This window comes from Stutzerimonas sp. (assembly GCF_982611455.1).
Map to the genome: position 1 here is coordinate 51,790 of NZ_CEXBBO010000024.1, position 23,058 is coordinate 74,847.

Sequence of the window (23,058 nt, forward strand, 5' to 3'; positions counted from 1 at the left end):
TCCGTGGATCTTGTTTTTATGGGTGCCACCACCGAGCGATTGCCGACCGGCCCGGAGCAACGAGCACAACCGATTATCCGGCCGGCACCTGCAACCGCTCAAAGCCGCACGGACCATTCGCCGGATTGACATTGGCATCGACCGGCGGACCCGTCAAACGAGCAGTCGAGAACAGATACAACCCCATAAAAGAGAGTGATACTGGCGTCCGGCCACAAGCGTGACAGGTCGGTCTGTCTCCCCACGTCCCACGCCGGACCGACCGCCCAACCCAGCCGGCTGTCGTCCCGTCCGACGCCGCTTACTTCAGCTTCTACGCTGAAGCGCAGGCAGACAGCCAAGCCAGACCTCGCGTGCATTCGGCTGTTTCGGTGCAAGGACGCCCGCAGCATCCCTTGGCAAGACAGAGGAAGACTCCGATGAAAACAACAAGAAACGGGCATACCCGGCGCATGCGCCGTGGCGCTCGGTGTGGGCTGGTTTCCCTTTCACTGCTTATGCTGGCCGGCGAAGTAGAGGCCGCTCCTCGCCTGACCCTGGAAAGCCTGTCCAACCGTCCCGACAAACTGAGTGGCGGCGATGTGCTGATCCGCATCGGCTTGCCGACCCCAGCCGCCGCCAACAAGCTGCGCGTCACGCTTAACGATACCGACGTGAGCGCGGCGTTCCGGCCGAGCGCGGACGGCCGCGCGCTGATCGGCCTCGTCGAAGGCATGCGGGATGGACGCAACCGGCTCGTCGCGCATGCCAGAGGCGCGATCCCGGCCAGATTGGTACTGGTATCGCATCCGCTGTCCGGCCCCGTCTTCGCCGGGCCGAAGCAGGCACCCTTCGTCTGCGAAACGGCGGAATTTCAGGTCTACTCCGGCGGCGGTACGCTCGGCACACCGCTGGATGAAAACTGCACGGTCCCGCGCCGCGTCGACTATCTGTACCGCACGACCTCCGGCGCGTTCCGTCCGTACAATCCGGCAGTGCCACCCGGCGACCTCGCCGTGACCACCACCCTCGACGGCGTCACCGTGCCCTACGTGGTGCGGCTGGAAACCGGCACCATCAACCGCGCCATCTACCAGACCGCCGTGCTCGACAACCCGAGCGTGCCAGGTCCGTCTATCCGTCAGCGCGACGGTGCCTGGAACGGCCGGCTGGTCTACAACTTCGGCGGTGGCTGCCGCTCCGGCTGGTACCGCCAGGGCAACAGCACCGGCGGCGTGCTGGACGACCGCGAGCTATCGCGCGGCTTTGCCACCGCGTCGGCCTCGCTCAACGTGTTCGGCAATAACTGCGACGACCTGCTGGCTGCCGAGACCATGATGATGGTCAAGGAGCGCTTCATCGAAACCTACGGCCGGCCGCGCTACACCATCGGCTGGGGCTGTTCGGGCGGCTCGTATCAGCAGCATCAGATCGGCGACAACTACCCTGGCCTGCTCGACGGCATCATCCCCTCATGCAGCTTCCCTGAAGTCGCCTTCGGCACCGCCCACACGCTCGCCGATTCGCGTCTGCTCTGGCACTACTACCAGAACGCCGACGTGACCTGGACGGAGGAACAGCTGCGCGCCGCCTCCGGCTTCGGCGTGTTCGCCACTATTCCCAACCTGGACAACGGCGCGGCGCGTCTGGACCCGGTGCCTGGCCGTCCCGATCGAGTTTCGGCCGAGTTCGACGCCTCGGTCGATCCCTCGCTGCGCTACCATCCGACCGACAACCCACGCGGTGCTCGGGCGACCATCTACGACCACGCGGTCAACAGCTACGGTATCGATCGGCAGACCGGCTTCGCCCGCCGGCCGCTGGATAACACCGGCATCCAGTACGGGCTCGAGGCGCTGAATGCCGGGCAGATCAGCAAGGCGCAGTTCCTCGACCTGAACGAGAACATCGGTGGCATGGACATCGACGCCAACTTCATACCGCAGCGCATGACCGCAGATCTGCGCGCCACGCTCGCGGCCTACCAGACCGGGCGCATGCTCAATGGTGGCGGCGGGCTGGCTTCGATGCCGATCCTGGATTACGACCAGCTCTACACTGACCTGCAGCCCGGCGGCGACATCCACTTGAAATTCCACCATTTCTCCACGCGGGAACGGCTGCGCGAGGCCAACGGACACATCGACAACCATGTGATGTGGAGCGGTGGCAGCAACGCTGCGGACGATGCCGCCTACCCTGGCCGCGTCGCCTACATACAGGACCGTGCGCTGGAGGCAATGGATCGCTGGCTGGCCGCCATCGCCGCGGATCGGAGCAACAGGTCTCGGGCTAAAAAGGTGGTGCGCAACAAACCGGCCAACTTGCAGGACGGCTGCTGGACTCGTGAGTCCAGGCCCGACTTCATTCCCGAGCCGCAACGCTTCGGCGGACCCGGCACCTCCACCTGCAACGATCTCTACCCGGCCTTCCCCTCGCCGCGCATGGTCGCTGGCGGCCCGCTGGCTTCGGACATTATCAAGTGCGAGCTCAAGGCCATCGACCACCGGGACTACAGGGTGGCGTTCAGCGGGAAGGAATACGCGCGGCTGACCGGCATTTTCCCGAACGGCGTATGCAACTGGGACGCTCCTGGCGTGGGTCAAACCCGCCTGCTCGGCACCTGGCTGGAATATACCGGCCTCGGTCGCTACCACCGGGACAGGTTGCCCCACCGCCGTTGAGCCGACTCGGCGGGCCTGCGCTCGGGCCCGCCATCATGGTCGCCCAGCACGCCGCCGAATACACCGACGCGACTACCGAGTTGTCCGGCCTTGCACGCACAGCATCCATGCGCAAATGGGATTCGGCGGCGCACCAACATAAGCCATTTGCTCGCTTATCCCGCGCAACCGCACCGCAACGGTGCAGCGATCAAACACACCGGGAACGTCTGTTGGCTCGCCTGGACCCGGCAGGAAGCCGAGGAATGCCCGCAGCGCACCGCAATAGCGCAAGAGGCACGACAATTGCTCAAGCAGGTCTATCAACCACAGACCCGCGCAACCAGATGACCGCACTGACTCCCGTCTTCACCCCACACTGGCAGGCCGAGCTCGAGCTCGGCTATGCCCGCCTGGGCGATGCGACGCGGCCCGTGCTCCGACGCCACAGCGGCCCGCTACGGGTACAGAAACACCTCTATGCGGAAGGCCCAGAAGTTTGCCAGCACATCATCGTGCACCCACCCGGCGGTATTGCTGGCGGCGACCGGCTGGATATCAGCGCCAACGTCGGCGCCAACGCCTGGGCTCAACTGACCAGTCCCGGTGCGGCCAAGTGGTATCGCGCAACCAGCCCGGCCTTCCAGACCCTGGCATTGCGCGTCGAAGCCGGTGCCACCCTCGAATGGCTGCCGCAGGAAAGCATCGTCTACGCCGCCGCGCAGGCTGAACTGAACACGCGTATCGAGCTGGAAGGCGATGCACGGCTGTTCTACTGGGACATGGTTGCGCTGGGTCGACCGGCCAGTGGCGAGCGCTTCGACGCCGGCCATTTCCAGGCGCGGCTGGATATTCGCCGAGACGGTGAGTTGCTCTGGCACGAACGCCAGCGTGTGAATGGTGGCGATGGGCTGCTCGATTCGCCGATCGGCCTCGACGGCAACCCTGTGTTCGCCACGCTGATCGTGACCGGCGAGATCGATGCCGAGCTGATGGAACGTTGCCGCGATATTCCGAGCAAGGTGCGCGGGGATCTGACGCAACTGCCCGGCCTTGTCATCGGACGCTGCCTGGCCAGCGAAGCCCTGCATGCACGCGCCTGGCTGATCGATCTGTGGCGTCTGCTGCGTCCTGAATTGCTGGGCCGCGAAGCTGTGCCTCCGAGAATCTGGAGTACCTGAACAATGGCGGGCAAGGCTTCGCCGTTGCCCACCCTACGCCGGCTCGCTTGCATGTGCGCCGCCCCGAAATCGCTGCGTGGTTGCCGCCACGAGCCGGTGGATGTGAAAAGCGACATCCACCCTACGACTGGAGCCGTTATGGATTTGTCACCGAGAGAAAAAGACAAGCTGTTGATCTTCACTGCCGGCCTGGTCGCCGAGCGGCGCCTAGCCCGCGGCGTGAAGCTCAACTACCCGGAAGCCATGGCCTACATTTCTGCTGCATTGCTCGAAGGTGCGCGTGACGGGCAAACGGTGGCCGAGCTGATGCATTTCGGCACTACGCTGCTCAGCCGCGAGCAGGTCATGGAAGGCGTGCCGGAGATGATCCCGGAGATCCAGGTTGAAGCAACCTTCCCCGACGGCACCAAGCTGGTCACGGTGCATCAACCAATCGCCTGAGATACAGGTCAATGGTTGTTGCGGCCCGTGCCGCAATACCCCGAACCGCTTTGAAGGATTTCAACGTGCAGATACGTGACGCCCTGGACGCCGATCTCGAAGGCATCCTGCAAATCTACAACGACGCGGTGCAGAACAGCACTGCGATCTGGAACGACCAGCTTGTCGATCTCGAAAACCGCCGCGCCTGGTTGGCCGAGCGCCACGAACAGAACTACCCGGTGCTGGTCGCCCTCGACGGCGATGGGCAAGTCGCCGGCTACGCCTCGTTCGGTCCTTGGCGACCCCATGATGGCTTTCGCCATACCGTAGAAAACTCGGTGTATGTGGGCGCTGGCCATCGCGGCAGCGGTATCGGCCGCAGCCTGATGCAGGCGCTGATCGAGCGCGCTCGGGAACTGAAAAAGCACGTGATGATCGCCTTCATCGAAAGCGAGAACCGTGCGTCGATCCACATGCATCAGCAGCTTGGCTTCATCCACGTCGGGCAGATGCGCCAGGTTGGCTGCAAGTTCGGCCACTGGCTGGACCTGACCATGATGCAACTGACCCTGAACAGGACGCCCAAACCATGATTCCCGGCGAATACCAGATCCAGGCTGGCGAGATCGAGCTCAATGCCGGCCGCCGCACGCTGACCTTGAATGTGGCCAACAGCGGTGACCGGCCGATTCAGGTCGGCTCGCATTTTCACTTCTTCGAAACCAACGACGCGCTGACCTTCGACCGCGCCGCCGCGCGCGGCATGCGCCTGAACATCCCGGCTGGCACCGCGGTGCGCTTCGAGCCGGGCCAGAGTCGTGAGGTCGAGCTGGTCGAGCTGGCCGGCGATCGCCGCGTGTTCGGTTTTGCCGGGCGGGTAATGGGCGCGCTCTAGCGAGCGGCTACAAGCTACAGGCGGCAGGCCGCAGGCCAAACGCCAAAGCCTTAAGCCACATTGAACAATGCTTTTGCCTGGGGCTTGCAGCCTGCCGCCTGGGGCCAAATTCCGAGGAATGAGGATGAAGATCTCCCGTCAAGCTTACGCCGACATGTTCGGCCCCACCGTTGGCGACAAGGTGCGCCTGGCCGATACCGAGCTTTGGGTCGAGGTCGAGAAAGACTTCACCACCTACGGCGACGAGGTGAAGTTCGGCGGAGGCAAGGTGATTCGCGACGGCATGGGCCAGAGCCAGCTGTGCGCGGCTGATGTGGTCGACACGGTAATCACCAATGCGTTGATCATCGATCACTGGGGCATCGTCAAGGCGGACGTCGGCCTCAAGGACGGCCGTATCGCCGCCATCGGCAAGGCCGGCAACCCGGACATCCAGCCGGACGTAACCATCGCTATTGGTGGCGCCACCGAAGTCATCGCTGGCGAAGGCATGATCCTCACCGCGGGCGGCATCGACAGCCACATCCACTTCATCTGCCCGCAGCAGATCGAAGAGGCCTTGATGAGCGGCACCACCACCATGATCGGCGGTGGCACCGGGCCGGCCACCGGCACCTACGCCACGACCGTGACGCCCGGCCCCTGGCACATGGCGCGGATGCTTCAGGCCGCCGAGGCCTTCCCGATGAACATCGGCTTCACCGGCAAGGGCAACGTCTCGCTGCCCGAGCCGCTGATCGAACAGGTCAAGGCCGGCGCCATCGGCCTCAAGCTGCATGAAGATTGGGGCACGACGCCAGCCGCCATCGACAACTGCCTATCGGTGGCCGACCAGTACGACGTTCAGGTAGCAATCCATACCGACACGCTTAACGAATCCGGCTTCGTCGAAACCACGCTGGGCGCCTTCAAGGGCCGCACCATCCACACCTACCACACCGAAGGCGCTGGCGGCGGCCACGCGCCGGACATCATCAAGGCCTGCAGCTTGCCCAACGTGCTGCCCAGCTCGACCAACCCGACCCGGCCGTTTACCCGCAACACCATCGATGAGCACTTGGACATGCTGATGGTCTGCCACCATCTCGACCCGAGCATCGCCGAGGACGTGGCCTTCGCCGAAAGCCGCATCCGCCGTGAGACCATCGCCGCCGAAGACATCCTCCATGACCTCGGCGCCTTCTCCATGATCAGCTCCGACAGCCAGGCCATGGGCCGTGTCGGCGAGGTCATCACCCGCACCTGGCAAACCGCCGACAAAATGAAGAAGCAGCGCGGTGCCCTGCCCGGCGATGGCCCCGGCAACGATAACTTCCGCGTCAAGCGCTACATCGCCAAGTACACCATCAACCCGGCGATCACCCACGGTATCAGCCATGAAGTCGGCTCCATCGAAGTGGGCAAGTGGGCTGATTTGATCCTTTGGCGACCGGCGTTCTTTGGCGTAAAACCGACCCTGATCCTCAAGGGCGGCGTGATCGCCGCGAGCCTGATGGGCGATGCCAATGCGTCGATCCCGACACCACAACCGGTGCACTACCGACCGATGTTCGGCAGCTACGGCGGCAGCCTGCACGCTTCAAGCTTCACCTTTATCAGCCAGGCCGCAGCCGAGGCCGGCGTGCCGGAGCAGTTGGGGCTGAAGAAGAAGATTGGCGTAGTCAGAGGTTGCCGCACGGTGCAGAAGAAAGACCTGATCCATAACGACTACACACCGCAGATTGACGTCGACCCGCAGAACTATCAGGTGAAGGCGGACGGCCAACTGCTCTGGTGCGAACCGGCCGAGGTGCTGCCGATGGCGCAGCGGTATTTCTTGTTCTAATAGCGATCGCCGCTCAGCAGCGCAGCGAACACCGCAGCACTTCGTAAGGTGGGTTTTAACCCACCAAATACGAACGTTACCCCGCGGCGGTGGGCCGACGCGGAGTGCCACCCAACCCGCCCTATCGCTGTCTCCCAGCCCGCCGCGCCCCGACGACCACGGCCTCGCACCGACCGTAGGGTGGGTTTCAACCCACCACAAACAAGCCCGAAGCGCTACACCGTGGTGGAAAAGTTCGCCTTACAAAGCGATTCCAGCGCCTGCCTGCAAAAACGAAGTATGACTTGGCTCACCATAGACCGAGCCAGGCATCTCTTTGGGGCGTCGCCAACGCTCGCGCTACTCCGCAGCGCATTTCAAAATGCCGATCCGAAGCTGATCACGGCATGCCTGCACGGCTCCTTGTATACAAACTCGGGCGAAATGTGCCGAGCCGTCTAACCTTCCAATCAAGGGAAGATGATCTGAGCCTGTGATCGTCATCCACTCCACGGGCTGTGCCGTACGCGGAACAAGAACTGCATACACAAATGCCACTTGTCTTGCATACAGAGCGCACGCCGATGAATCACGACGACTTTCAGATCAAGCAGATCGACCCCAGCCTGCACAACGCCGATCTCGCGCCGCTTCCGCCGGCGAAGCGCAAATGGGGCTGGTTCGAGATATTCAACGTCTGGTCCAACGATATCCAGAGCCTGTTCGGCTACACCCTCGCCGCCACGCTTTTCATCAGTTACGGCCTGAACGGCTGGGCGGTGCTGGCCGGCATCGTGCTGGCCGGTTGCATCGTCATGGGTTTGGTGCAGCTGACCGGCAAGCCCAGCGTAAAATATGGCATCCCGTTCCCGGTCATGGCACGCGCCAGCATGGGCGTACGCGGGGCGAACTTCCCCGCGGTAGTACGCGGTATCGTGGCGATCTTCTGGTATGGCGTGCAGACCTATTTCGCGTCTACCGCTGTGGCATTGCTGATCCGCACGCTGATCGGGCCTGGCTCGGACGCGACGCTGCTGGGCCTGAATGCCATCGACTGGCTCGCTTACGTAATCGTCTGCGTATTTCAGGTGGCGCTTTTCATCCGTGGCGTGGACTGGATCACGCGGTTTCTTAACTGGGCCGGCCCGCTGGTCTATCTGGTGATGATCGCGATGATGATCGCCATTTGCTACCAAGCTGGGCCTGGCCTTGCAGGTGCACTGGGCACCATCTTCAGCGGCACCGGCAATTACGACGGTGGCCCGCTCGTCGCGTTCGCCACCGTGGTGGGCACCATGGTCGCCTACTTCGCGGCAGTGGTGATCAACTACGGCGATTTCGCCCGCTTCGTGAAGAGCGAGCGGCAGATGCGCATCGGCAATTTTCTCGGGCTTCCGGTGAGCCTGGCGGTCTTCTCGCTGATCGCCTTGGTGATCACGGCTGGCACCGTGGTGGTGTTCGGCGAAACGCTGACCAACCCGACCGACATCGTCGCGCGCATCGATAACGTTGGCCTTACCCTGATCGCGGCCGTGACCTTTTTCGCGGCCACGGTGGGCATCAATCTAGTGGCCAACTTCATCCCACCGGCCTACGACATTGCCAACCTGGCGCCAGCGCATATCAGTGCGCGCACGGGCGGCTTCATCACCGCGGCCATCGCCTTCTTCATCGGCGCCCTCTGGGTATCGTTCATTAGCGCGGTCGGTATCGCCGCGTTCGTCGATACGCTGGGCGCGGTGTTGGCGCCGCTATACGGCATCATCGTGGCCGACTATTACCTGGTCCGCCGGCAGCAGCTGGACGTGCAACAGCTGTTTTCCGCAGAGCCCGGCTCAACCTATTACTTCAACGCAGGCTGGAACCGTAAGGCGATCATCGCCTTTGGTATCAGCTCGGTGTTCTCGGTTGCCTCGGTCTGGATGCCCGGCCTGGAAAGCCTGTCGGGCTTCGCCTGGCTGCTCGGCGCGCTGCTGGGTGGCGTCGTGCATTACTTATTGATGCGCAAGCAGCCATTGCCGTCGAGTGCGGCACCCGACCTGACGCCACATGGCTAACGCCGGACGCTAACGGAGCAACCACGCGGGTCGCCCGATTCAGCCTGAATTTCGCGGCGTCCCGCACCAATCAGCGCAGTTGGCTGTCCTTGCTGCCACGGCGGTTGTAGCCGCTGAATTTCGCTTCCTGCTTATCCTGCTCGGTTTGGCACTTCACACAGAGTCGAACGCCCGGCACCGCCTGCCGGCGCGCGTCCGGGATCTTCGCGCCACATTCTTCGCAGTGCGTCAGGCTTTCTCCTCGCCCCAACCGGCTACGTGCACGCTGAACAGCGTCCTCGATGGTGCTGTCGATCTGTTCTTGCACGGCGCCTTCGTTCGCCCAACCAGTGGCCATTGCAACCTCCTGCCTGCCTCGGGCAGCTCATCGGTGTTCAGTGGATTGGAACTGCAGCGGCGACAGCCGTTCAGTGCCACGTCAGGACGCTGGCGCCATCGCGAGTCGCCAACTAATCGACACCGCCCGTCGTTTGCTTGGCGTCAAAACGACGAGCGGGGCTCGACAGGCAAGCGCATGGACTACTCTTCCTGCCGATTGATCGGCAACCGAACCCCAACACTGCGCGCTCAGACGCTCTGGGACGGGCTTTGGCTTTCGTGGTCGCGGCTGATCGGCCTTTGTAGAAATACCCACCAGTGAACGGTGTATGAATAAGAAACTCCTGATGACGTTGATGCTCGGTTTGAGCGGATGCGTCAGCCAATCGGAAGTCGTCGAACGCGAGGTCGGACAATTCGACCTCAAGCTCGGCACGGCACCCGCCCGAAGCATGGCGCAAGGTCTGGTCAGCCCGACCGCAGAGAGCACCTTCCGCGGCGGCCTGGACCTGACCCATTCCAGCGGCTGGTACGTCGGGCAATGGTCGCCGAGCATGGGCATTCTCGAAGGCAACCCGTTGGAACTGGACAACTACATCGGCTATGCCCAGCAGCGTTTCGACGACGCACCGGGCTTCGAGCTGGGCGTGATCCGCTACAGCTTCCCGGAACTCGAAGGCTGGGATCGCCACGAATACTATGCTGGGATCAATCTGGCCGGCAGCCGCCTGGGCGGTGCGCTGAGCAGCTCGCCGGGGCGCACCGACAGCACCCTGTTCCTGGAATTCGGATCGGTTCGGCCATTCGATGTTGGGGTGCGCCTGAAATACGCCAGCCATTCGATGGATAGCCCGATGTATCACGTCGGCGGCAACGTGGAGGTATTCAACGACTGGTCGCTGAATCTGTCCCGCCCGTTGCTGGGCATGCAACTGGACCTGTCTTACAGCGATTCCAGCCTGAGCGGACCGCAATGCGGCGTTTACTCCGGGCAGAATGCCTACTGCGAGGGCTTCGTGATGTTCAAGGCCGAGCGCTCGTTGTTCTGAAGCTGATGCGTCGCTAGCGAAACTGCATCCGCGCATGGAACACGGCCATCAGGAACGCCGCGGCGGCGAAGCCGTATAGCAGACCGAGATTGCCGTCCTGATAAAGCCAGGACCCGAGCACCGGGCCGGTGGCCATTCCCATGAAACGGAAGAAGTTGTAGCTGCCTACCGCAGTGGCGCGGTTGTGCTGGTACAGATCCATCAACAGGCTGGTCTGTACTGGCAGCGACAGGCCGAGAAACAGGCCGAACGCGCTGGCCGCCACTACCAACGCGGCAAGCGACCACTGCGCAACGCCGAGGAACAGCAGCAGGCTGAGCGCGTTCAACGCAGCTGTCGTCACCAGCATCGGCTGTGGCCGCCAGCGCCCCAGCAGTCGACCGCCGGCGAAGCTGCCGATCACCACCGCGATCGATAGCGGCAGAAACACCAGCCCCTTCTCACTGGCACTCAGGCCATACGTGGTATCGAGCACGCGCGGCATGAATACCAAATAGTTATAGAAGGCGTAGTACTGCACGAAGCTCAGCAGCATGATCGCCAGGCCCGAGCGGTTACGCAGCACGTCCAGGTATTCGGCGGGATGAAAAGCTCTTGGCTCGCCGCCTGAAGGGCGCGTTTCCTGCAGCCAGATCGCATTGGCCAGCAGCGCAACGCCCCCCACCACGGCCAGCAGCAGAAACACGTAGTGGAAATCCACATGCTCGCCGATGAAGCCGCCCACCACCGGGCCGACCACCGGGCCCAGCGCCACCATCATCTGGAACGATCCCATCGCCCGGCCACGCTCCGCGCCCTCGAAGCGGTCACCGATCACCGTCACCGCCACCACTGCTCCCGCCGCGATGCCCACTGCTTGCAACGCGCGAAACACCAGCAGCGTCTCGATGTTCGACGCCAGAAAGCAGCCCAGCGAAGCGATGATATAGACCACCAAGCCGATCAGCAGGATGCGCTTGCGCCCGCTGCGATCCACCAGCGGCCCGTAGACGATCTGCATGATCGCCAGCACCAGCGTGAAGATCGAGATGCTGAGGTTGATCAGCAACGGCGTGGTCGCCAGCGCCGCTCCCAGCTCCGGCAGGATCGGCGCGTAAACCGTCTGGGTAAAAGGTCCGAGAAACGCGGCGAAAGCCACCATGAAGGTCAGCAGGCGTGGACTCATCGGATCTCCATTAACGGTGGCGGCAGTGCGGTGGCTCTGAGCGCAGGGGTGGTTATTCCTTGACCTGCATGTATTCCTCGGCCCAGACCATGTACTCGTCGGCAGTGGAATATTTCACCGACAGCTGCGAGGCATTGAGGTCCGACGCGTCGATCTGACGTTGCTCGCGCAGGCAGTCGTAGGTCGCCTTGATCGCGGCGAAGTAGGCGGCATGGCCATTGACCACGATGCGCACGCCGAGCGCGGCCAGCCGCTCGTTGTCGCGCAGGCTCGGGTTGCCGTAGGTGACCAGCATCAGTGGCACGCTGAGCTTTGCGGCGACCTGCTCGAGCTGCTCGAAATCTTCGATGCCAACCAGGCAAATGCCGTCGGCCCCGGCCGCCTCGTAGGCCTGCACGCGGGCGATCACTTCTTCCAGGCCGATCACGCCGGCATTGGTGCGAGCGATGATGCTCAACTCGGGATCGATACGCGCCTCGAGCGCCGCACGGATCTTGCCGACCGCTTCGAACATGCCGATCAGGTCGGTGGACTTGCGGCCGAATTTGGCCGGCAGCGCGGTGTCTTCGATGGTCAGCGCGGCGATCCCGGCGCGCTCAAGCTCGACCACGGTGCGCATCACATTGAGCGCATTGCCGTAGCCATGATCGGCATCGGCGATGATTGGCAGACGCGACACACGTCCGATACGGGTGGCCTGCTCGACGAACTCGCTGAGGGTGATCAGCGCGAAGTCCGGCGCAGCCAATACCTGAAGCGAGGCGACCGAGCCGCCAAGAATGCCGACTTCGAATTCGAGATCGGCGGCGATACGCGCGGACATCGGATCGAATACCGAAGCGGTGTGGTAGCAGCGGTCCGAGGCCAGAAGCCGACGAAATTCGCTGCGCAAGGTGTGATGAGAAATTCGTTGCATGTTTTTCTACCTGATAAAGCGCACGCAAGGGCCAGTCGCCCTCGTTCGGTCAAGTGTTGGAAGCCGCGCGGATGGCTCAACGGCACATCCGCGTATTTCATATCGGTGGTCGTGGTTGGCGGCCCTGTACATAGGCCATGACCAATCCGCTGGCGATAATGATCCCCATGCCGACAATCGCGCCGAGATCCGGCACGTGGCCAAAGGCAACCAAACCCACCACTCCAGCGAAGATAATCTGCGAATAAGTGAACGGCGCCAGAGCAGCCGCGCTGGCAAAGCGGAACGCATTGGTCAGCAACAGATGGCCGCTCATGGCCATGGCGCCCAGAGCGGCCATCATCAACCCGTCATGTAGCGTCGGCGTCTGCCAGTTGAAAATCACCAGCACACTCATTACCAGGCTGCCCACCAGGCTGGTGAGGAAGTTGCTGGTCACGGGGTGATCGGTGGCGCTGAGCCGGCGCGTAATCAATTGATAAACGGTAAAACTCACCGCTGCGCTGAACGGCAGCAGGATCGCCGGGGTGAATAGCGCACCGCCGGGCCGCACGATAATCATCACGCCGATCAGCCCGCAGCCGACCGCAAACCACTGGCTGCGGCTGACGCGCTCACCCAATAACGCCGAGGCGATGGTAACCAGCAATGGCGTCAGAAAGATAACCGCGGTGGCCTCGGCCAGCGGGATGTAACCCAAGCCACTAATGAACAGCATGCTCACGCAGACCAGGCTCAAGCCGCGACACAGCTGCAATTTCGGGCGCAGCGTATGAAACACGCGGCGCCCCATGCTCGGCGTGAACAGCGTGAACATCAAAATCGTCTGCGCCATGTAACGCGCCCAGATCACCAGAAACACGGGATAGAGCTGCGTGAGGTGCTTGGACAGCCCGTCGTGCGTGGCGAGGATCAGGCACGAAACCAGGATGAGCAGGACGCCAAGCAAAGGCTGGTGTGAGTTGTTCAAAGGGGAGAACCGCGACGATAGGTAGCAACCTAAGCATTATGCCTACAAAACGGCATCACGTCAGTCGTCACGTTGGCCGGTCCGACAAGCCGCCGCAGGGTAAGACATCAGCGCTGCGCTATACGTGCCAGAGAAGTTTTTTTCATAGCATCGTCAGCCTGGAGGCCATCGAGTTTCTGCCGGTTCCGCCGCTCGCATTGAGTGGCCCTCCGTCGGCTGGCTCACCGTTTCGCTGCCAATCGCGTATGATCGCCGGCCCTTCGCGGGCCGCTCTGCCGGCCCGAGTCCGTTCGAGTGCTTTTCAGATGTTTCAGTTGAGAGCGATGCAGGTACGCGATATTCCTGCCGTGATGTCGATTCAGGAAGAATCCTACGCCCCCGAAGTCCTTGAAGACGAAGCGGTGATCCGCGCCCGCCTCGCCGCCTGCCCGCAGTTGGCCTGGGTCGCCGAGGATGCCCTAGGCGTCTGCGCCTATCTCTTCGCCTATCGTTCGCGCGTCGGCAAAGTGACTCCGCTGGATGGCGAATTCCAGCGCCACGAAGAGGCCGACTGCCTCTATCTGCATGACCTCGCCGTCTCCCGTCGCGCCAGCGGTCGTGGCATCGGCCCGGCGCTGGTGCAGAAAAATCTCGATCAAGCCAAGACCCAGCAGTTGCGATATTCAGCGCTTGTTTCCGTGCAGAATTCGGAAGCGTTCTGGTCCCGCCTCGGCTATGCCGCGCACACCGAACTGGAGCAACCGCAGGCGAGCAACCTCGCTAGTTATCAAATCCCCGCGGTTTACATGGTGCGCGCGCTGCACTGATTCGCACCCATATGGTGCGCTACGTCACCACGCGCACCATGGCGAAACAGCGTGAGCCCCATTTTCTGGCACACGTGCAGCCTAAGCCCGCGTGATGCGTCTTTCACACAAGGTTGGCAAGGGCCTTGCTCTGCTTGTACCCATCGGTACAAACGGAACCGCCCATGCTGGTCATTCATCAACGCACTGCTCCACAAGCCCACTTCGACGCCGAACTGGAACTGACCTACGAGGCGCGCAGCAAGTCACGGCTGCGTTGCTTCACCACCCAAGGTGAAGACGTCGGCCTGTTTCTCGAACGCGGCCAGCCGCCGTTGCGCGACGGCGAGTTTCTGTTGGCCGTAGACGGCCGTGTCGTCGCAGTGCGCGCGCGGCCCGAGCAACTGCTGCATGTCACCTGCGCCAGTGCTTTTGAGCTGACTCGCGCCGCCTATCATCTGGGCAATCGCCACGTCGCGCTGCAAGTCGGTGATGGCTGGTTACGCCTGCTCGATGACTACGTGCTCAAGGACATGTTGCTACAGCTCGGCGCCACGGTCGTCGCTATCGAGGCGCCCTTCCAGCCGGAGCACGGCGCCTATGGCGGTGGCCATCACCATTCCCATGCCGGCGAGGCCGAATTCAGTTACGCGCCGCGCCTGCACCAGTTTGGTGTGCGCACGTGAATCCGGCTGCGTTCGCACTGCTGCGACTTGCAAGTCCGCAGTTGCCGATTGGCGGCTACAGCTATTCCCAAGGCCTGGAAATGGCCGTCGAGCGTGAGCAAGTGCGCGACGAACCCAGCGCCAGTCGCTGGCTGAGCGACCAGCTATTGTTGAACTTGGCGCGCTTCGAAGCGCCTTTGCTACTCGCCCATTGCCAGGCGGCCGCGGCTGAGGATTGGCACGAGCTGGAACGACTTGCCGCGTGCCACCGCGCCAGTCGTGAAACCCGTGAGCTGCGGCTGGAAAGCCGGCAGATGGGTTATTCGCTAAGACAGCTATTGGATAACCTGCCGGAACTCGACGCGCCGGCGCGCACGTTATTCCACCGCATTGACGAGCCCGGCCTCGCCCTCGGCTGGGCGCTAGCCGCGCGTGCCTGGAGCATCGCACCCGAAGATGCGCTGGCCGCCTGGCTCTGGGGCTGGCTGGAAAATCAACTGGCGGTGCTCATGAAGACCCTGCCGCTCGGCCAGCAGGCCGCCCAGCGCTTGACTTCACAACTGCTACCCACACTGCAGCAGGCCCAGCGCGGCGCAACTGTTATCGAGCCTGAACGATGGGGCAGCGCCGCGTTTGGCCTGGCACTGGCCAGCATCGCGCATGAACGTCAGTACAGCCGGTTGTTCCGGTCATGAGTGAGACCTCCGCTCGGGTGCTGGCTGCTCCTGTGGCTTGGGGCGGCTCGGCACCGATGTTGGTCCCCGGCTCAGGTTTCGCCCTGCTAGGCGACTCACTTTTTTCAGCCGGCGGACGGCCGCCCCCCAAAAAGGTAAGCAAAAACGCTTGCCCCTGCACCGGACTAGGCGTCCCCGGTTCGCTGCGCTCGACTTCCGCCATTCCATCGCTGCTCCGAGGGGCGCCGCGTAAGTGCCATCCATGCCGATCGCGGCCCCGACCCTTCACGGCTCTCGCGGCATCCATGCCGCTCGCCTCTCTGCGCGGCGATTCCATTCGGCCTTCTAACACGTCCTACCCCATCCCATTACTTCTGCCCGTTGGCAGAGGCCACTCTCTCCACATCAACCCCGAGGCAACCACGCTGCCTTCCAGAGGAGAACCTCATGAACACCCAACCCCTGCGTGTCGGCATCGGCGGCCCGGTCGGCTCTGGCAAGACCGCGCTGACCCTCGCCCTGTGTCTGGCCCTGCGCGAGCGTTACAACCTCGCGGTAGTCACCAATGACATCTATACCCAGGAAGACGCCCAATTTCTGGTGCGCAACGAGGCGCTAGCGCCGGAGCGGATCATCGGCGTGGAAACCGGCGGCTGTCCGCACACGGCGATTCGCGAGGACGCCTCGATCAACCTGGAAGCGGTCGATCAGCTCAACCAGCGTTTTCCGGGCCTCGATCTGATCATCGTCGAATCCGGCGGCGACAATCTCTCCGCCACCTTCAGCCCGGAACTGTCCGATCTGACCATCTACGTGATCGACGTCTCGGCGGGCGACAAGCTGCCGCGCAAGGGTGGCCCAGGTATCTGCAAATCCGATTTGCTGGTGATCAACAAAGTCGATCTGGCACCCATGGTCGGCGCCTCGCTGGAGGTCATGGACCGTGACACCCGCAAGATGCGTGGCGACAAGCCTTTCGTCTTCAGCAACCAGAAGGTCGGCCAGGGCCTCGACGAGATCATCGCCTTCATCGAGAAACAGGGAATGCTCAGCGCTGCCTGACCAGAGGCCTTTGTAGGGGCGAATTCATTCGCCCAGCGGCTCCTAGCAAAGCACGGGAATGATCACGAGCACGGGCGAGCAAGTTCGCCCCTACCTTCAAACCAGCGCCGTGTGTGGTCGCGCAACAGGACCGGCGTTTGTAGAGCGAGGAGAGCGCAATCGCCGCCCGTGATCAGGCCAAGCCGACTGCTCGATACCAAACCGGTTCGCTCCAGCCTGCACCATGCAACTCAGAGGAAAAACGCATGAAACTGAAAAGCACACTTTTTGCCTCCGCCCTGCTGCTCAGCCCAGCTTTGGCGCTCGCCCATCCCGGCCACGACCACGCTGGCGTGATGTCCGGTATCGCTCACCCCGTCTTCGGCCTCGATCACTTGCTGGCTATGCTTGCCGTCGGTCTTTGGGCCGCGCAGCAGGCCGGTAATGCGCGCTGGGCGCTGCCGTTGACTTTCGTTGCCACCATGCTGCTCGGTGGTCTGCTCGGCTTTGCCGGGATAGAGATGCCCTTGATGGAGACCGGAATCGCAGGCTCGGTACTGGCGCTCGGACTGCTGGTAGCGCTGGCGGTGCGTCCGCCGCTGGCCGTTGCCGCCGGACTGACCGCCCTGTTCGCGCTCAGCCATGGCGTGGCGCATGGCCTGGAACTGCCGGAACTGGCTAGTCCCTGGGGCTATGCCGCCGGTTTCGTTGTTGCCACCGCTGCGCTGCATGCCGCTGGCTACGCCCTCGCACGCAACCTGCCGCAAGCGGCCGCGCCATTGGTCCGCATCGCCGGCGCCGCCTCGGCATTAACCGGTGCCTGGCTGCTGGCGGCCTGAAAGATCAGCTTCAAGCGACAAGCGCGAGCTAAAGCAGAAACCCGAGCTAACCTCGTGCCGCTCACTTAAGCGATGACGGCTCGGCGCGCCTCTGTCTTTCGGGCGGGCCCGCAGCCCGCATTCGCCGCGAGGGCACGCCTCCCACAGGTTCGGTGGGCACGACCGCTTTTGTGGGAGGCCCGACCTCGGGGCGAAGCTGGCTGAGTGAACAGCATTGCGAGCCAACCTCGAGCTTTTCTCTTGCCGATTGCAGCTGCTTTACCGGAACGGCGGTTCGTCGAAGCTGCGCAGTTTGCGCGAGTGCAACGAGTTGAGCTGGTTGCGTAACAGATCGAGGGCGGCGATGCCGATTTTCAAATGTTGGGTGACGGCGCGTTCGTAGAAGGCGTTAGCCGAGCCCGGCAGTTTGATCTCGCTGTGCAGCGGTTTGTCCGAGACGCAGAGCAGCGTGCCATAGGGCACCCGCAAACGATAGCCTTGGGCAGCGATAGTGCCGCCTCCCACAGGTTCGGTGGCCAACGACCGCTTTTGTGGGAGGCCCGACCTCGGGCGAAGCTGGCTTAGTGAACAACATTGCGAGCCAACCTCGAGCTTTTCTCTTGCCAATTGCAGCTGCTTTACCGGAACGGCGGTTCGTCGAAGCTGCGCAGTTTGCGCGAGTGCAACGAGTTGAGCTGGTTGCGTAACAGGTCGAGGGCGGCGATGCCGATTTTCAAATGCTGGGTGACGGCGCGTTCGTAGAAGGCGTTGGCCGAGCCAGGCAGCTTGATCTCGCTGTGCAGCGGCTTGTCCGAGACGCAGAGCAGCGTGCCGTAGGGCACCCGCAGGCGATAGCCCTGAGCAGCGATGGTGCCGCCTCCCACAGGTTCGGTGGCGCGACCGCTTTTGTGGGAGGCCCGACCTCGGGGCGAAGCTGGCTGAGTGAACAACATTGCGAGCCAACCTCGAGCTTTTCTCTTGCCAATTGCAGCTGCTTTACCGGAACGGCGGTTCGTCGAAGCTGCGCAGTTTGCGCGAGTGCAACGAGTTGAGCTGGTTGCGTAACAGGTCGAGGGCGGCGATGCCGATTTTCAAATGCTGGGTGACGGCGCGTTCGTAGAAGGCGTTGGCCGAGCCAGGCAGCTTGATCTCGCTGTGCAGCGGCTTGTCCGAGACGCAGAGCAGCGTGCCGTAGGGCACCCGCAAACGATAGCCCTGAGCAGCGATGGTGCCGCTTTCCATATCCACCGCCACCGCACGCGACAAGTTGATCAGTGGTCGCTCCTGTGCCCAGCGCAACTCCCAGTTGCGGTCGTCGTAGGTCAGCACGGTGCCGGTGCGCAGACGCTTCTTCAGCGCCTCGCCCTTGTCCCCGGTAACCTGCGCGGCGGCTTCCTGCAGCGCTTGCTGCACTTCAGCCAATGCCGGCAGCGGAATGTGCGGCGGCAGCACACGATCAAGAATGCCGTCGCGGCGCATATAAGCGTGGGCCAATACGTAATCGCCGATCGATTGCGACTGCCGCAGGCCGCCGCAATGGCCAATCATCAGCCAGCAATGCGGGCGCAGCACGGCCAGGTGGTCGGTGATGTTCTTGGCGTTTGAAGGGCCGACACCGATATTGACCAGAGTGACGCCATCGCCGTCATTTGCGTGCAAGTGATAGGCCGGCATCTGGTAGCGATGCCAGACCACGCTGCCGATGATCGCCTGGGCTTCGCCCTCTTCCATACCTCGCTCGATGATCACATTGCCCGGCAGCACCATGCGCACGAAGCGGGTGTCATCGCGCAGCATGTCGAGGCCGTGGCGAATGAACTGATCGACGTAACGGTGATAGTTGGTCAACAGAATCCAGGGCTGCACGTGGCGCCAGTCACTGCCGGTGTAATGCACCAGCCGGCGCAAGGAGAAATCCACCCGCGCGCCGTCGAACAAGGCCAGCGGGTAAGGGTCGGCGTGTTCCCAGTCGTACAGGCCATCGGCAATATCATCGGTCGCGGCGGACAGATCGGTGCTGGGGAATACCCGCGCCAGCTCCGCGGCCGTCACGCCGCTGCCAGCGAGCTCGTCGCCCTGTTCGATGACATAGGGATAGGGAATGTTGCGGGCGCTGATGCCGACTTCCACCTTCACGCCGAAGTCATGCATCAACGGCTCTAGCTGGTCGAGCAGATAGCTGCGAAACGCCGCTGGATGGGTCACGGTGACGCTATAAACGCCGGGCGCCTGCACTTTGGCGTAGGCACGCGTGGACGCCGGTACTTCGCCATGGCATTCGTAGGTCAGACGCAGCTCCGGATAGCGGAACTGCGCACGCTCCACCGCATCGGGTTCCTGGCGCGTCTTGACGTAACGCTTGAGCGCCTGGTTAAGCGAACGGGTGGCATGCTGATGCAGCTCGGCAAGATGATCCACGGCTTCTTCAGCGCTGGTGGCTATGGCGAAACGTTCAGAAATGTCATTCACATCAGAGCCCCTGCTTTTACTTTCGCTCATATTGCCTCGTTTTGATTGCGAAGGCATGGCTAGAAAAGCGATTCCACGGCCAATGAAACCTAGCAGTACGCCGAGTAGCTGGAGACAATGCCCAGCACCCGAACATGGGCGACAAACAGCTGCGCCGCCCACGTGACCCAAACACTTCGCAATTGTGCATGCTTAATCGCTGCACCCGGTACGACGGAAAACCCCCAGGCATGGCCATCAAGAAATCCGAACTCTATTCATCCCTCTGGGCATCCTGCGACGAGCTGCGCGGCGGTATGGATGCCAGCCAGTACAAGGATTACGTACTGGTGCTGCTGTTCATCAAGTACGTCAGCGACAAGTACGCCGGCCAGCCCTTCGCACCCATCACTATCCCGGCGGGTGCGGGCTTTGCCGACATGGTCGCGCTCAAGGGCAAGAGCGACATCGGCGACCAGATCAACAAGAAGATCATTGCGCCACTGGCCGAGGCCAACAAACTCGCTGACCTGCCGGACTTCAACGATGCCAACAAGCTCGGCACCGGCAAGGAAATGGTCGAGCGTCTCACCAACCTGATCGCCATCTTCGAGAACCCAGCGCTGGATTTCTCGAAGAACCGCGCCGAGCACGACGACATTCTTGGCGACGCCTACGAATTCCTGATGCAGCATTTCGCCAAGGACTCGGGCAAGAGCAAGGGTCAGTTCTACACCCCGTCCGAAGTCAGCCGAGTGGTCGCCAGCATCATCGGTATCGGTGCCGCGCAGACCAGCGCCGAAACCAGCGTGTATGACCCGACCTGCGGATCGGGCTCGCTATTGCTCAAGGTCGCCGATGAGGCCGGTACGCCGGTCTCGCTTTACGGCCAGGAGAAGGATTCGGCCACCAGCAGTCTGGCGCGCATGAACATGATCCTGCACAACAACCCCACCGCGTTAATTGCGCAGGGCAATACCCTGACCGACCCCAGGTTCACGGTGAGTGCGGGTGGGCATGACCTGCTCAAGACCTTCGATTACGTGGTAGCCAATCCACCTTTCTCCGACAAGCGCTGGAGCACTGGCCTGGACCCGCAGCACGACCCACACGGGCGCTTCGAGACCTTCGGCGCGCCGCCGGCCAAGCAAGGCGACTACGCCTACCTACTGCACATCATCCGCTCGCTGAAAAGCACCGGCACAGCTGCCTGCATCCTGCCCCACGGCGTGCTATTTCGCGGCAACGCCGAGGCCGAGATCCGCCGCAACCTGATCCGCCACGGCTATATCAAAGGCATCATCGGCCTGCCTGCCAACCTCTTCTACGGCACCGGCATCCCGGCCTGCATCATCGTTATCGACAAAGCCAACGCGGCGGGACGCAAGGGTATTTTCATGCTCGACGCGAGTGCGGGCTTCATCAAGGACGGTCCCAAGAACCGCCTGCGCGAGCAAGACGTTCACCGCATCGTCGACGCCTTCACCCGCCAGGACGACAGCGAGCCGTCTTACGCGCGCATGGTGGGTTATGAAGAAATCGAGAAGAACGACTTCAACCTCAACCTGCCGCGCTACATCGACAGCAGCCAGGCCGAAGACCGGCAGGACATCGAAGGCCATCTGAGGGGCGGCATTCCCGCCGCTGATATCGAGGCGCTGGATAGCTATTGGGCGGTGTGTCTGCAGCTGAAAACAGCGCTGTTCAGCCCCAACCGCCCCGGCTATTTCGACCTGGCCGTGGACAAGGCGGCGATCAAGACCGCCATTTACGGGCATCCGGAGTTCGCCTATTTCATCGGCGGCATGGCCGAGCATTTCGCTACCTGGCGCGAGCAGACGGCAGAGAACCTCAAAGCGTTGCAACCTGGCTTTCATCCCAAGCAACTGATCCATGAAGTCGCCGAAAGCCTGCTGCAGCACTTTCGCGGCAAGCCGCTGATAGACACCTACGATGTGTATCAGCATCTGCTGGACTACTGGGCCGACGTCATGCAGGACGATGCCTACCTGATCGCCGCCGACGGCTGGAAAGCTGAAACCTACCGCATCATCGAGAAGGACAAGAAGGGCAAGGAAAAGGACAAAGGCTGGGCCTGCGATCTGCTGCCCAAATCCCTGATCGTCGCCCGTTACTTCGCCGCCGAACAGGCTGTCATCGACCAGACCTGCGCCGACCTAGAGGCTGCCAACGCTGCCCTGGCCGAAATGGAGGAAGAGCACAGCGGCGAGGACGCGGCGTTTGCCGACTTCGAGAAAATCAATGCTGCAGCCGTTAAGGCGCGTATCAAGGAAATCGGTACGGACGCCGATGCAGCCGATGAGCTGGCCGTGCTCACGCAATGGCAAGCGTTGACCATCAAAGAATCCGCGCTGAAAAAGCAGCTCCGGGAGCTGGAAGCCGAGCTGGATGACAAGGCCTATAAGCAGTATCCGAAGCTGAGCGAAGACGAAATCAAGACGCTGGCCGTGGATGCCAAATGGCTGGCCACGCTGCGAGCCGCCGTCAGCGGCGAAATGGACCGCGTCAGCCAGACCCTCACCCGGCGCGTGAAAGAATTGGCCGAGCGCTATGAAACCTCGTTGCCGCAATTGAGCCTGAGCGTCAGCGAGCTGGAAGCCAAGGTGGCGGCCCATTTGCAGAAGATGGGGTTTGTATGGAGCTGAAGGCGGGGTACAAGCAGACTGAGGTGGGGATGATCCCGGAGGATTGGTCTGTTAAGGAGTTAGGTGACTTTGATCCATTTGTAACTAGCGGCTCTCGGGGTTGGGCTGACTATTATTCAAAGTTTGGTGACCCATTTATAAGGATTACAAATTTATCGAGAGAGTGGTTATACCCAAGCTTAGATGACTTAAGATTCGTTTCGCTACCAACGACCAATTCTGAGGGGGCGCGCACCCAGCTGAGAGATGGTGATCTACTCATTTCGATAACCGCAGATATCGGGATTATCGGGTATGTCGATGCTCGTATTCCGAAGCCAGCTTATATTAATCAACATATTGCACTGGCTAGGATTGACGCTTCCGTTGTTAATTCAAAATACACAGGTTATTTTCTTGCATCTGCGAATGGCCAAGCGCTCTTTCGGGCTCTAACGGATTCCGGGGCGAAAGCAGGGATGAACTTATCTACGGTCCGAAAGATTATAGGGATGGTCTGAAGTAGTTGTGTATTTCTGGCTGACTTCAGCCCCTGCCGATT

General features: G+C 62.1%; 20 protein-coding genes and 2 pseudogenes. 15 read left to right on the plus strand and 7 right to left on the minus strand.

Annotation, left to right across the window (positions count from 1 at the left end; all coding sequences use genetic code 11):
* Positions 1-419 precede the first annotated feature (419 nt).
* From AC2LD7_RS14970 to AC2LD7_RS15000, 7 genes are all read left to right on the plus strand, one after another.
* A complete protein-coding gene (locus tag AC2LD7_RS14970) occupies positions 420-2,663 on the plus strand; it encodes a DUF6351 family protein (protein WP_484598525.1) in 2,244 nt (747 codons plus the stop codon).
* Positions 2,664-2,989: 326 nt separating this feature from the next.
* Complete coding sequence (locus tag AC2LD7_RS14975; protein WP_484598526.1) at positions 2,990-3,823, plus strand: urease accessory protein UreD; 834 nt, start codon at positions 2,990-2,992, stop codon at positions 3,821-3,823.
* 138 nt (positions 3,824-3,961) lie between these two features.
* Complete coding sequence (gene ureA / locus AC2LD7_RS14980) at positions 3,962-4,264, plus strand: urease subunit gamma (protein ID WP_038656573.1); 303 nt, start codon at positions 3,962-3,964, stop codon at positions 4,262-4,264.
* Positions 4,265-4,329: 65 nt separating this feature from the next.
* The gene (locus AC2LD7_RS14985; protein WP_484598527.1) at positions 4,330-4,839 is read left to right on the plus strand and encodes an N-acetyltransferase family protein; all 510 of its coding nucleotides are present in this window, start codon (positions 4,330-4,332) and stop codon (positions 4,837-4,839) included.
* Positions 4,836-5,141: an urease subunit beta gene (locus tag AC2LD7_RS14990; RefSeq protein ID WP_484598528.1), complete on the plus strand. Its 306-nt coding sequence runs from the start codon at positions 4,836-4,838 to the stop codon at positions 5,139-5,141. The genes AC2LD7_RS14985 and AC2LD7_RS14990 overlap by 4 nt, the downstream gene beginning before the upstream one ends.
* Positions 5,142-5,265: 124 nt before the next feature.
* Positions 5,266-6,966, plus strand: coding sequence for an urease subunit alpha (gene ureC / locus AC2LD7_RS14995; protein ID WP_484598529.1), 1,701 nt, complete (start codon positions 5,266-5,268; stop codon positions 6,964-6,966).
* A 563-nt stretch (positions 6,967-7,529) separates the two neighbouring features.
* Entirely contained in the window at positions 7,530-9,002 is a 1,473-nt protein-coding gene (locus AC2LD7_RS15000; RefSeq protein WP_484598530.1) for an NCS1 family nucleobase:cation symporter-1, read from the plus strand.
* A gap of 70 nt (positions 9,003-9,072) precedes the next feature.
* Here AC2LD7_RS15000 and AC2LD7_RS15005 read toward each other — a convergent pair whose 3' ends face one another.
* Positions 9,073-9,339: a DksA/TraR family C4-type zinc finger protein gene (locus AC2LD7_RS15005; RefSeq protein WP_484598531.1), complete on the minus strand. Its 267-nt coding sequence runs from the start codon at positions 9,337-9,339 to the stop codon at positions 9,073-9,075.
* 310 nt (positions 9,340-9,649) lie between these two features.
* Here AC2LD7_RS15005 and AC2LD7_RS15010 point away from each other — a divergent pair, with 310 nt between their 5' ends.
* Positions 9,650-10,369: a TorF family putative porin gene (locus tag AC2LD7_RS15010; protein ID WP_484598532.1), complete on the plus strand. Its 720-nt coding sequence runs from the start codon at positions 9,650-9,652 to the stop codon at positions 10,367-10,369.
* A 13-nt stretch (positions 10,370-10,382) separates the two neighbouring features.
* Here AC2LD7_RS15010 and AC2LD7_RS15015 read toward each other — a convergent pair whose 3' ends face one another.
* From AC2LD7_RS15015 to AC2LD7_RS15025, 3 genes are all read right to left on the minus strand, one after another.
* The gene (locus tag AC2LD7_RS15015) at positions 10,383-11,534 is read right to left on the minus strand and encodes an MFS transporter (RefSeq protein ID WP_484598533.1); all 1,152 of its coding nucleotides are present in this window, start codon (positions 11,532-11,534) and stop codon (positions 10,383-10,385) included.
* Between the two features lie 52 nt (positions 11,535-11,586).
* On the minus strand, positions 11,587-12,450 hold the full coding sequence (locus AC2LD7_RS15020; protein ID WP_484598534.1) for an isocitrate lyase/PEP mutase family protein: 864 nt from the start codon (positions 12,448-12,450) through the stop codon (positions 11,587-11,589).
* Positions 12,451-12,547: 97 nt separating this feature from the next.
* Positions 12,548-13,420: a DMT family transporter gene (locus tag AC2LD7_RS15025; protein WP_484598535.1), complete on the minus strand. Its 873-nt coding sequence runs from the start codon at positions 13,418-13,420 to the stop codon at positions 12,548-12,550.
* A gap of 323 nt (positions 13,421-13,743) precedes the next feature.
* Here AC2LD7_RS15025 and AC2LD7_RS15030 point away from each other — a divergent pair, with 323 nt between their 5' ends.
* The 5 genes from AC2LD7_RS15030 (at position 13,744) to AC2LD7_RS15050 (ending at position 17,424) form a co-directional block, all read left to right on the plus strand.
* A complete protein-coding gene (locus tag AC2LD7_RS15030) occupies positions 13,744-14,226 on the plus strand; it encodes a GNAT family N-acetyltransferase (protein ID WP_484598547.1) in 483 nt (160 codons plus the stop codon).
* A 164-nt stretch (positions 14,227-14,390) separates the two neighbouring features.
* On the plus strand, positions 14,391-14,891 hold the full coding sequence (gene ureE / locus AC2LD7_RS15035) for an urease accessory protein UreE (RefSeq protein ID WP_484598536.1): 501 nt from the start codon (positions 14,391-14,393) through the stop codon (positions 14,889-14,891).
* Positions 14,888-15,565, plus strand: a complete 678-nt coding sequence (locus AC2LD7_RS15040) for an urease accessory protein UreF (RefSeq protein WP_484598537.1) — start codon at positions 14,888-14,890, stop codon at positions 15,563-15,565. Before ureE ends, AC2LD7_RS15040 begins: the two co-directional genes overlap by 4 nt.
* Before the next feature lie 426 nt (positions 15,566-15,991).
* A complete protein-coding gene (gene ureG / locus AC2LD7_RS15045; RefSeq protein ID WP_484598538.1) occupies positions 15,992-16,606 on the plus strand; it encodes an urease accessory protein UreG in 615 nt (204 codons plus the stop codon).
* A gap of 245 nt (positions 16,607-16,851) precedes the next feature.
* The gene (locus AC2LD7_RS15050) at positions 16,852-17,424 is read left to right on the plus strand and encodes a HupE/UreJ family protein (protein ID WP_484598539.1); all 573 of its coding nucleotides are present in this window, start codon (positions 16,852-16,854) and stop codon (positions 17,422-17,424) included.
* 258 nt (positions 17,425-17,682) lie between these two features.
* Here the strand turns inward: AC2LD7_RS15050 and AC2LD7_RS15055 are convergent.
* The 3 genes and pseudogenes from AC2LD7_RS15055 to amn all read right to left on the minus strand — a co-directional run.
* A pseudogene (locus AC2LD7_RS15055) lies at positions 17,683-17,985 on the minus strand (AMP nucleosidase); the annotation flags it as partial.
* A gap of 56 nt (positions 17,986-18,041) precedes the next feature.
* Positions 18,042-18,278 (minus strand): annotated as a pseudogene (locus AC2LD7_RS15060) (AMP nucleosidase); the annotation flags it as partial.
* A 121-nt stretch (positions 18,279-18,399) separates the two neighbouring features.
* Complete coding sequence (amn, locus tag AC2LD7_RS15065) at positions 18,400-19,863, minus strand: AMP nucleosidase (protein WP_484598548.1); 1,464 nt, start codon at positions 19,861-19,863, stop codon at positions 18,400-18,402.
* A gap of 239 nt (positions 19,864-20,102) precedes the next feature.
* On the opposite strand from amn, the gene AC2LD7_RS15070 reads away from it, so the two are divergent.
* Both AC2LD7_RS15070 and AC2LD7_RS15075 read left to right on the plus strand, forming a co-directional pair.
* Positions 20,103-22,517, plus strand: coding sequence for a type I restriction-modification system subunit M (locus AC2LD7_RS15070; RefSeq protein WP_484598540.1), 2,415 nt, complete (start codon positions 20,103-20,105; stop codon positions 22,515-22,517).
* Entirely contained in the window at positions 22,508-23,017 is a 510-nt protein-coding gene (locus AC2LD7_RS15075) for a restriction endonuclease subunit S domain-containing protein (RefSeq protein ID WP_484598541.1), read from the plus strand. Before AC2LD7_RS15070 ends, AC2LD7_RS15075 begins: the two co-directional genes overlap by 10 nt.
* Positions 23,018-23,058: the final 41 nt, after the last annotated feature.

What these genes read in the sequence shown, in the direction of transcription:
- AC2LD7_RS15050 (WP_484598539.1), top strand. Translation starts at nt 16,852, where the DNA reads ATGAAACTGAAAAGCACACTTTTTGCCTCCGCCCTGCTGCTCAGCCCA.
- AC2LD7_RS14970 (WP_484598525.1), top strand. Translation starts at nt 420, where the DNA reads ATGAAAACAACAAGAAACGGGCATACCCGGCGCATGCGCCGTGGCGCT.
- AC2LD7_RS15030 (WP_484598547.1), top strand. Translation starts at nt 13,744, where the DNA reads ATGCAGGTACGCGATATTCCTGCCGTGATGTCGATTCAGGAAGAATCC.
- AC2LD7_RS15070 (WP_484598540.1), top strand. Translation starts at nt 20,103, where the DNA reads ATGGCCATCAAGAAATCCGAACTCTATTCATCCCTCTGGGCATCCTGC.
- AC2LD7_RS15020 (WP_484598534.1), bottom strand. Translation starts at nt 12,450, where the DNA reads ATGCAACGAATTTCTCATCACACCTTGCGCAGCGAATTTCGTCGGCTT.
- AC2LD7_RS14975 (WP_484598526.1), top strand. Translation starts at nt 2,990, where the DNA reads ATGACCGCACTGACTCCCGTCTTCACCCCACACTGGCAGGCCGAGCTC.
- AC2LD7_RS14990 (WP_484598528.1), top strand. Translation starts at nt 4,836, where the DNA reads ATGATTCCCGGCGAATACCAGATCCAGGCTGGCGAGATCGAGCTCAAT.
- ureA (WP_038656573.1), top strand. Translation starts at nt 3,962, where the DNA reads ATGGATTTGTCACCGAGAGAAAAAGACAAGCTGTTGATCTTCACTGCC.
- ureC (WP_484598529.1), top strand. Translation starts at nt 5,266, where the DNA reads ATGAAGATCTCCCGTCAAGCTTACGCCGACATGTTCGGCCCCACCGTT.
- ureE (WP_484598536.1), top strand. Translation starts at nt 14,391, where the DNA reads ATGCTGGTCATTCATCAACGCACTGCTCCACAAGCCCACTTCGACGCC.
- AC2LD7_RS15075 (WP_484598541.1), top strand. Translation starts at nt 22,508, where the DNA reads ATGGAGCTGAAGGCGGGGTACAAGCAGACTGAGGTGGGGATGATCCCG.
- AC2LD7_RS15000 (WP_484598530.1), top strand. Translation starts at nt 7,530, where the DNA reads ATGAATCACGACGACTTTCAGATCAAGCAGATCGACCCCAGCCTGCAC.
- AC2LD7_RS15015 (WP_484598533.1), bottom strand. Translation starts at nt 11,534, where the DNA reads ATGAGTCCACGCCTGCTGACCTTCATGGTGGCTTTCGCCGCGTTTCTC.
- AC2LD7_RS15010 (WP_484598532.1), top strand. Translation starts at nt 9,650, where the DNA reads ATGAATAAGAAACTCCTGATGACGTTGATGCTCGGTTTGAGCGGATGC.
- ureG (WP_484598538.1), top strand. Translation starts at nt 15,992, where the DNA reads ATGAACACCCAACCCCTGCGTGTCGGCATCGGCGGCCCGGTCGGCTCT.
- AC2LD7_RS15005 (WP_484598531.1), bottom strand. Translation starts at nt 9,339, where the DNA reads ATGGCCACTGGTTGGGCGAACGAAGGCGCCGTGCAAGAACAGATCGAC.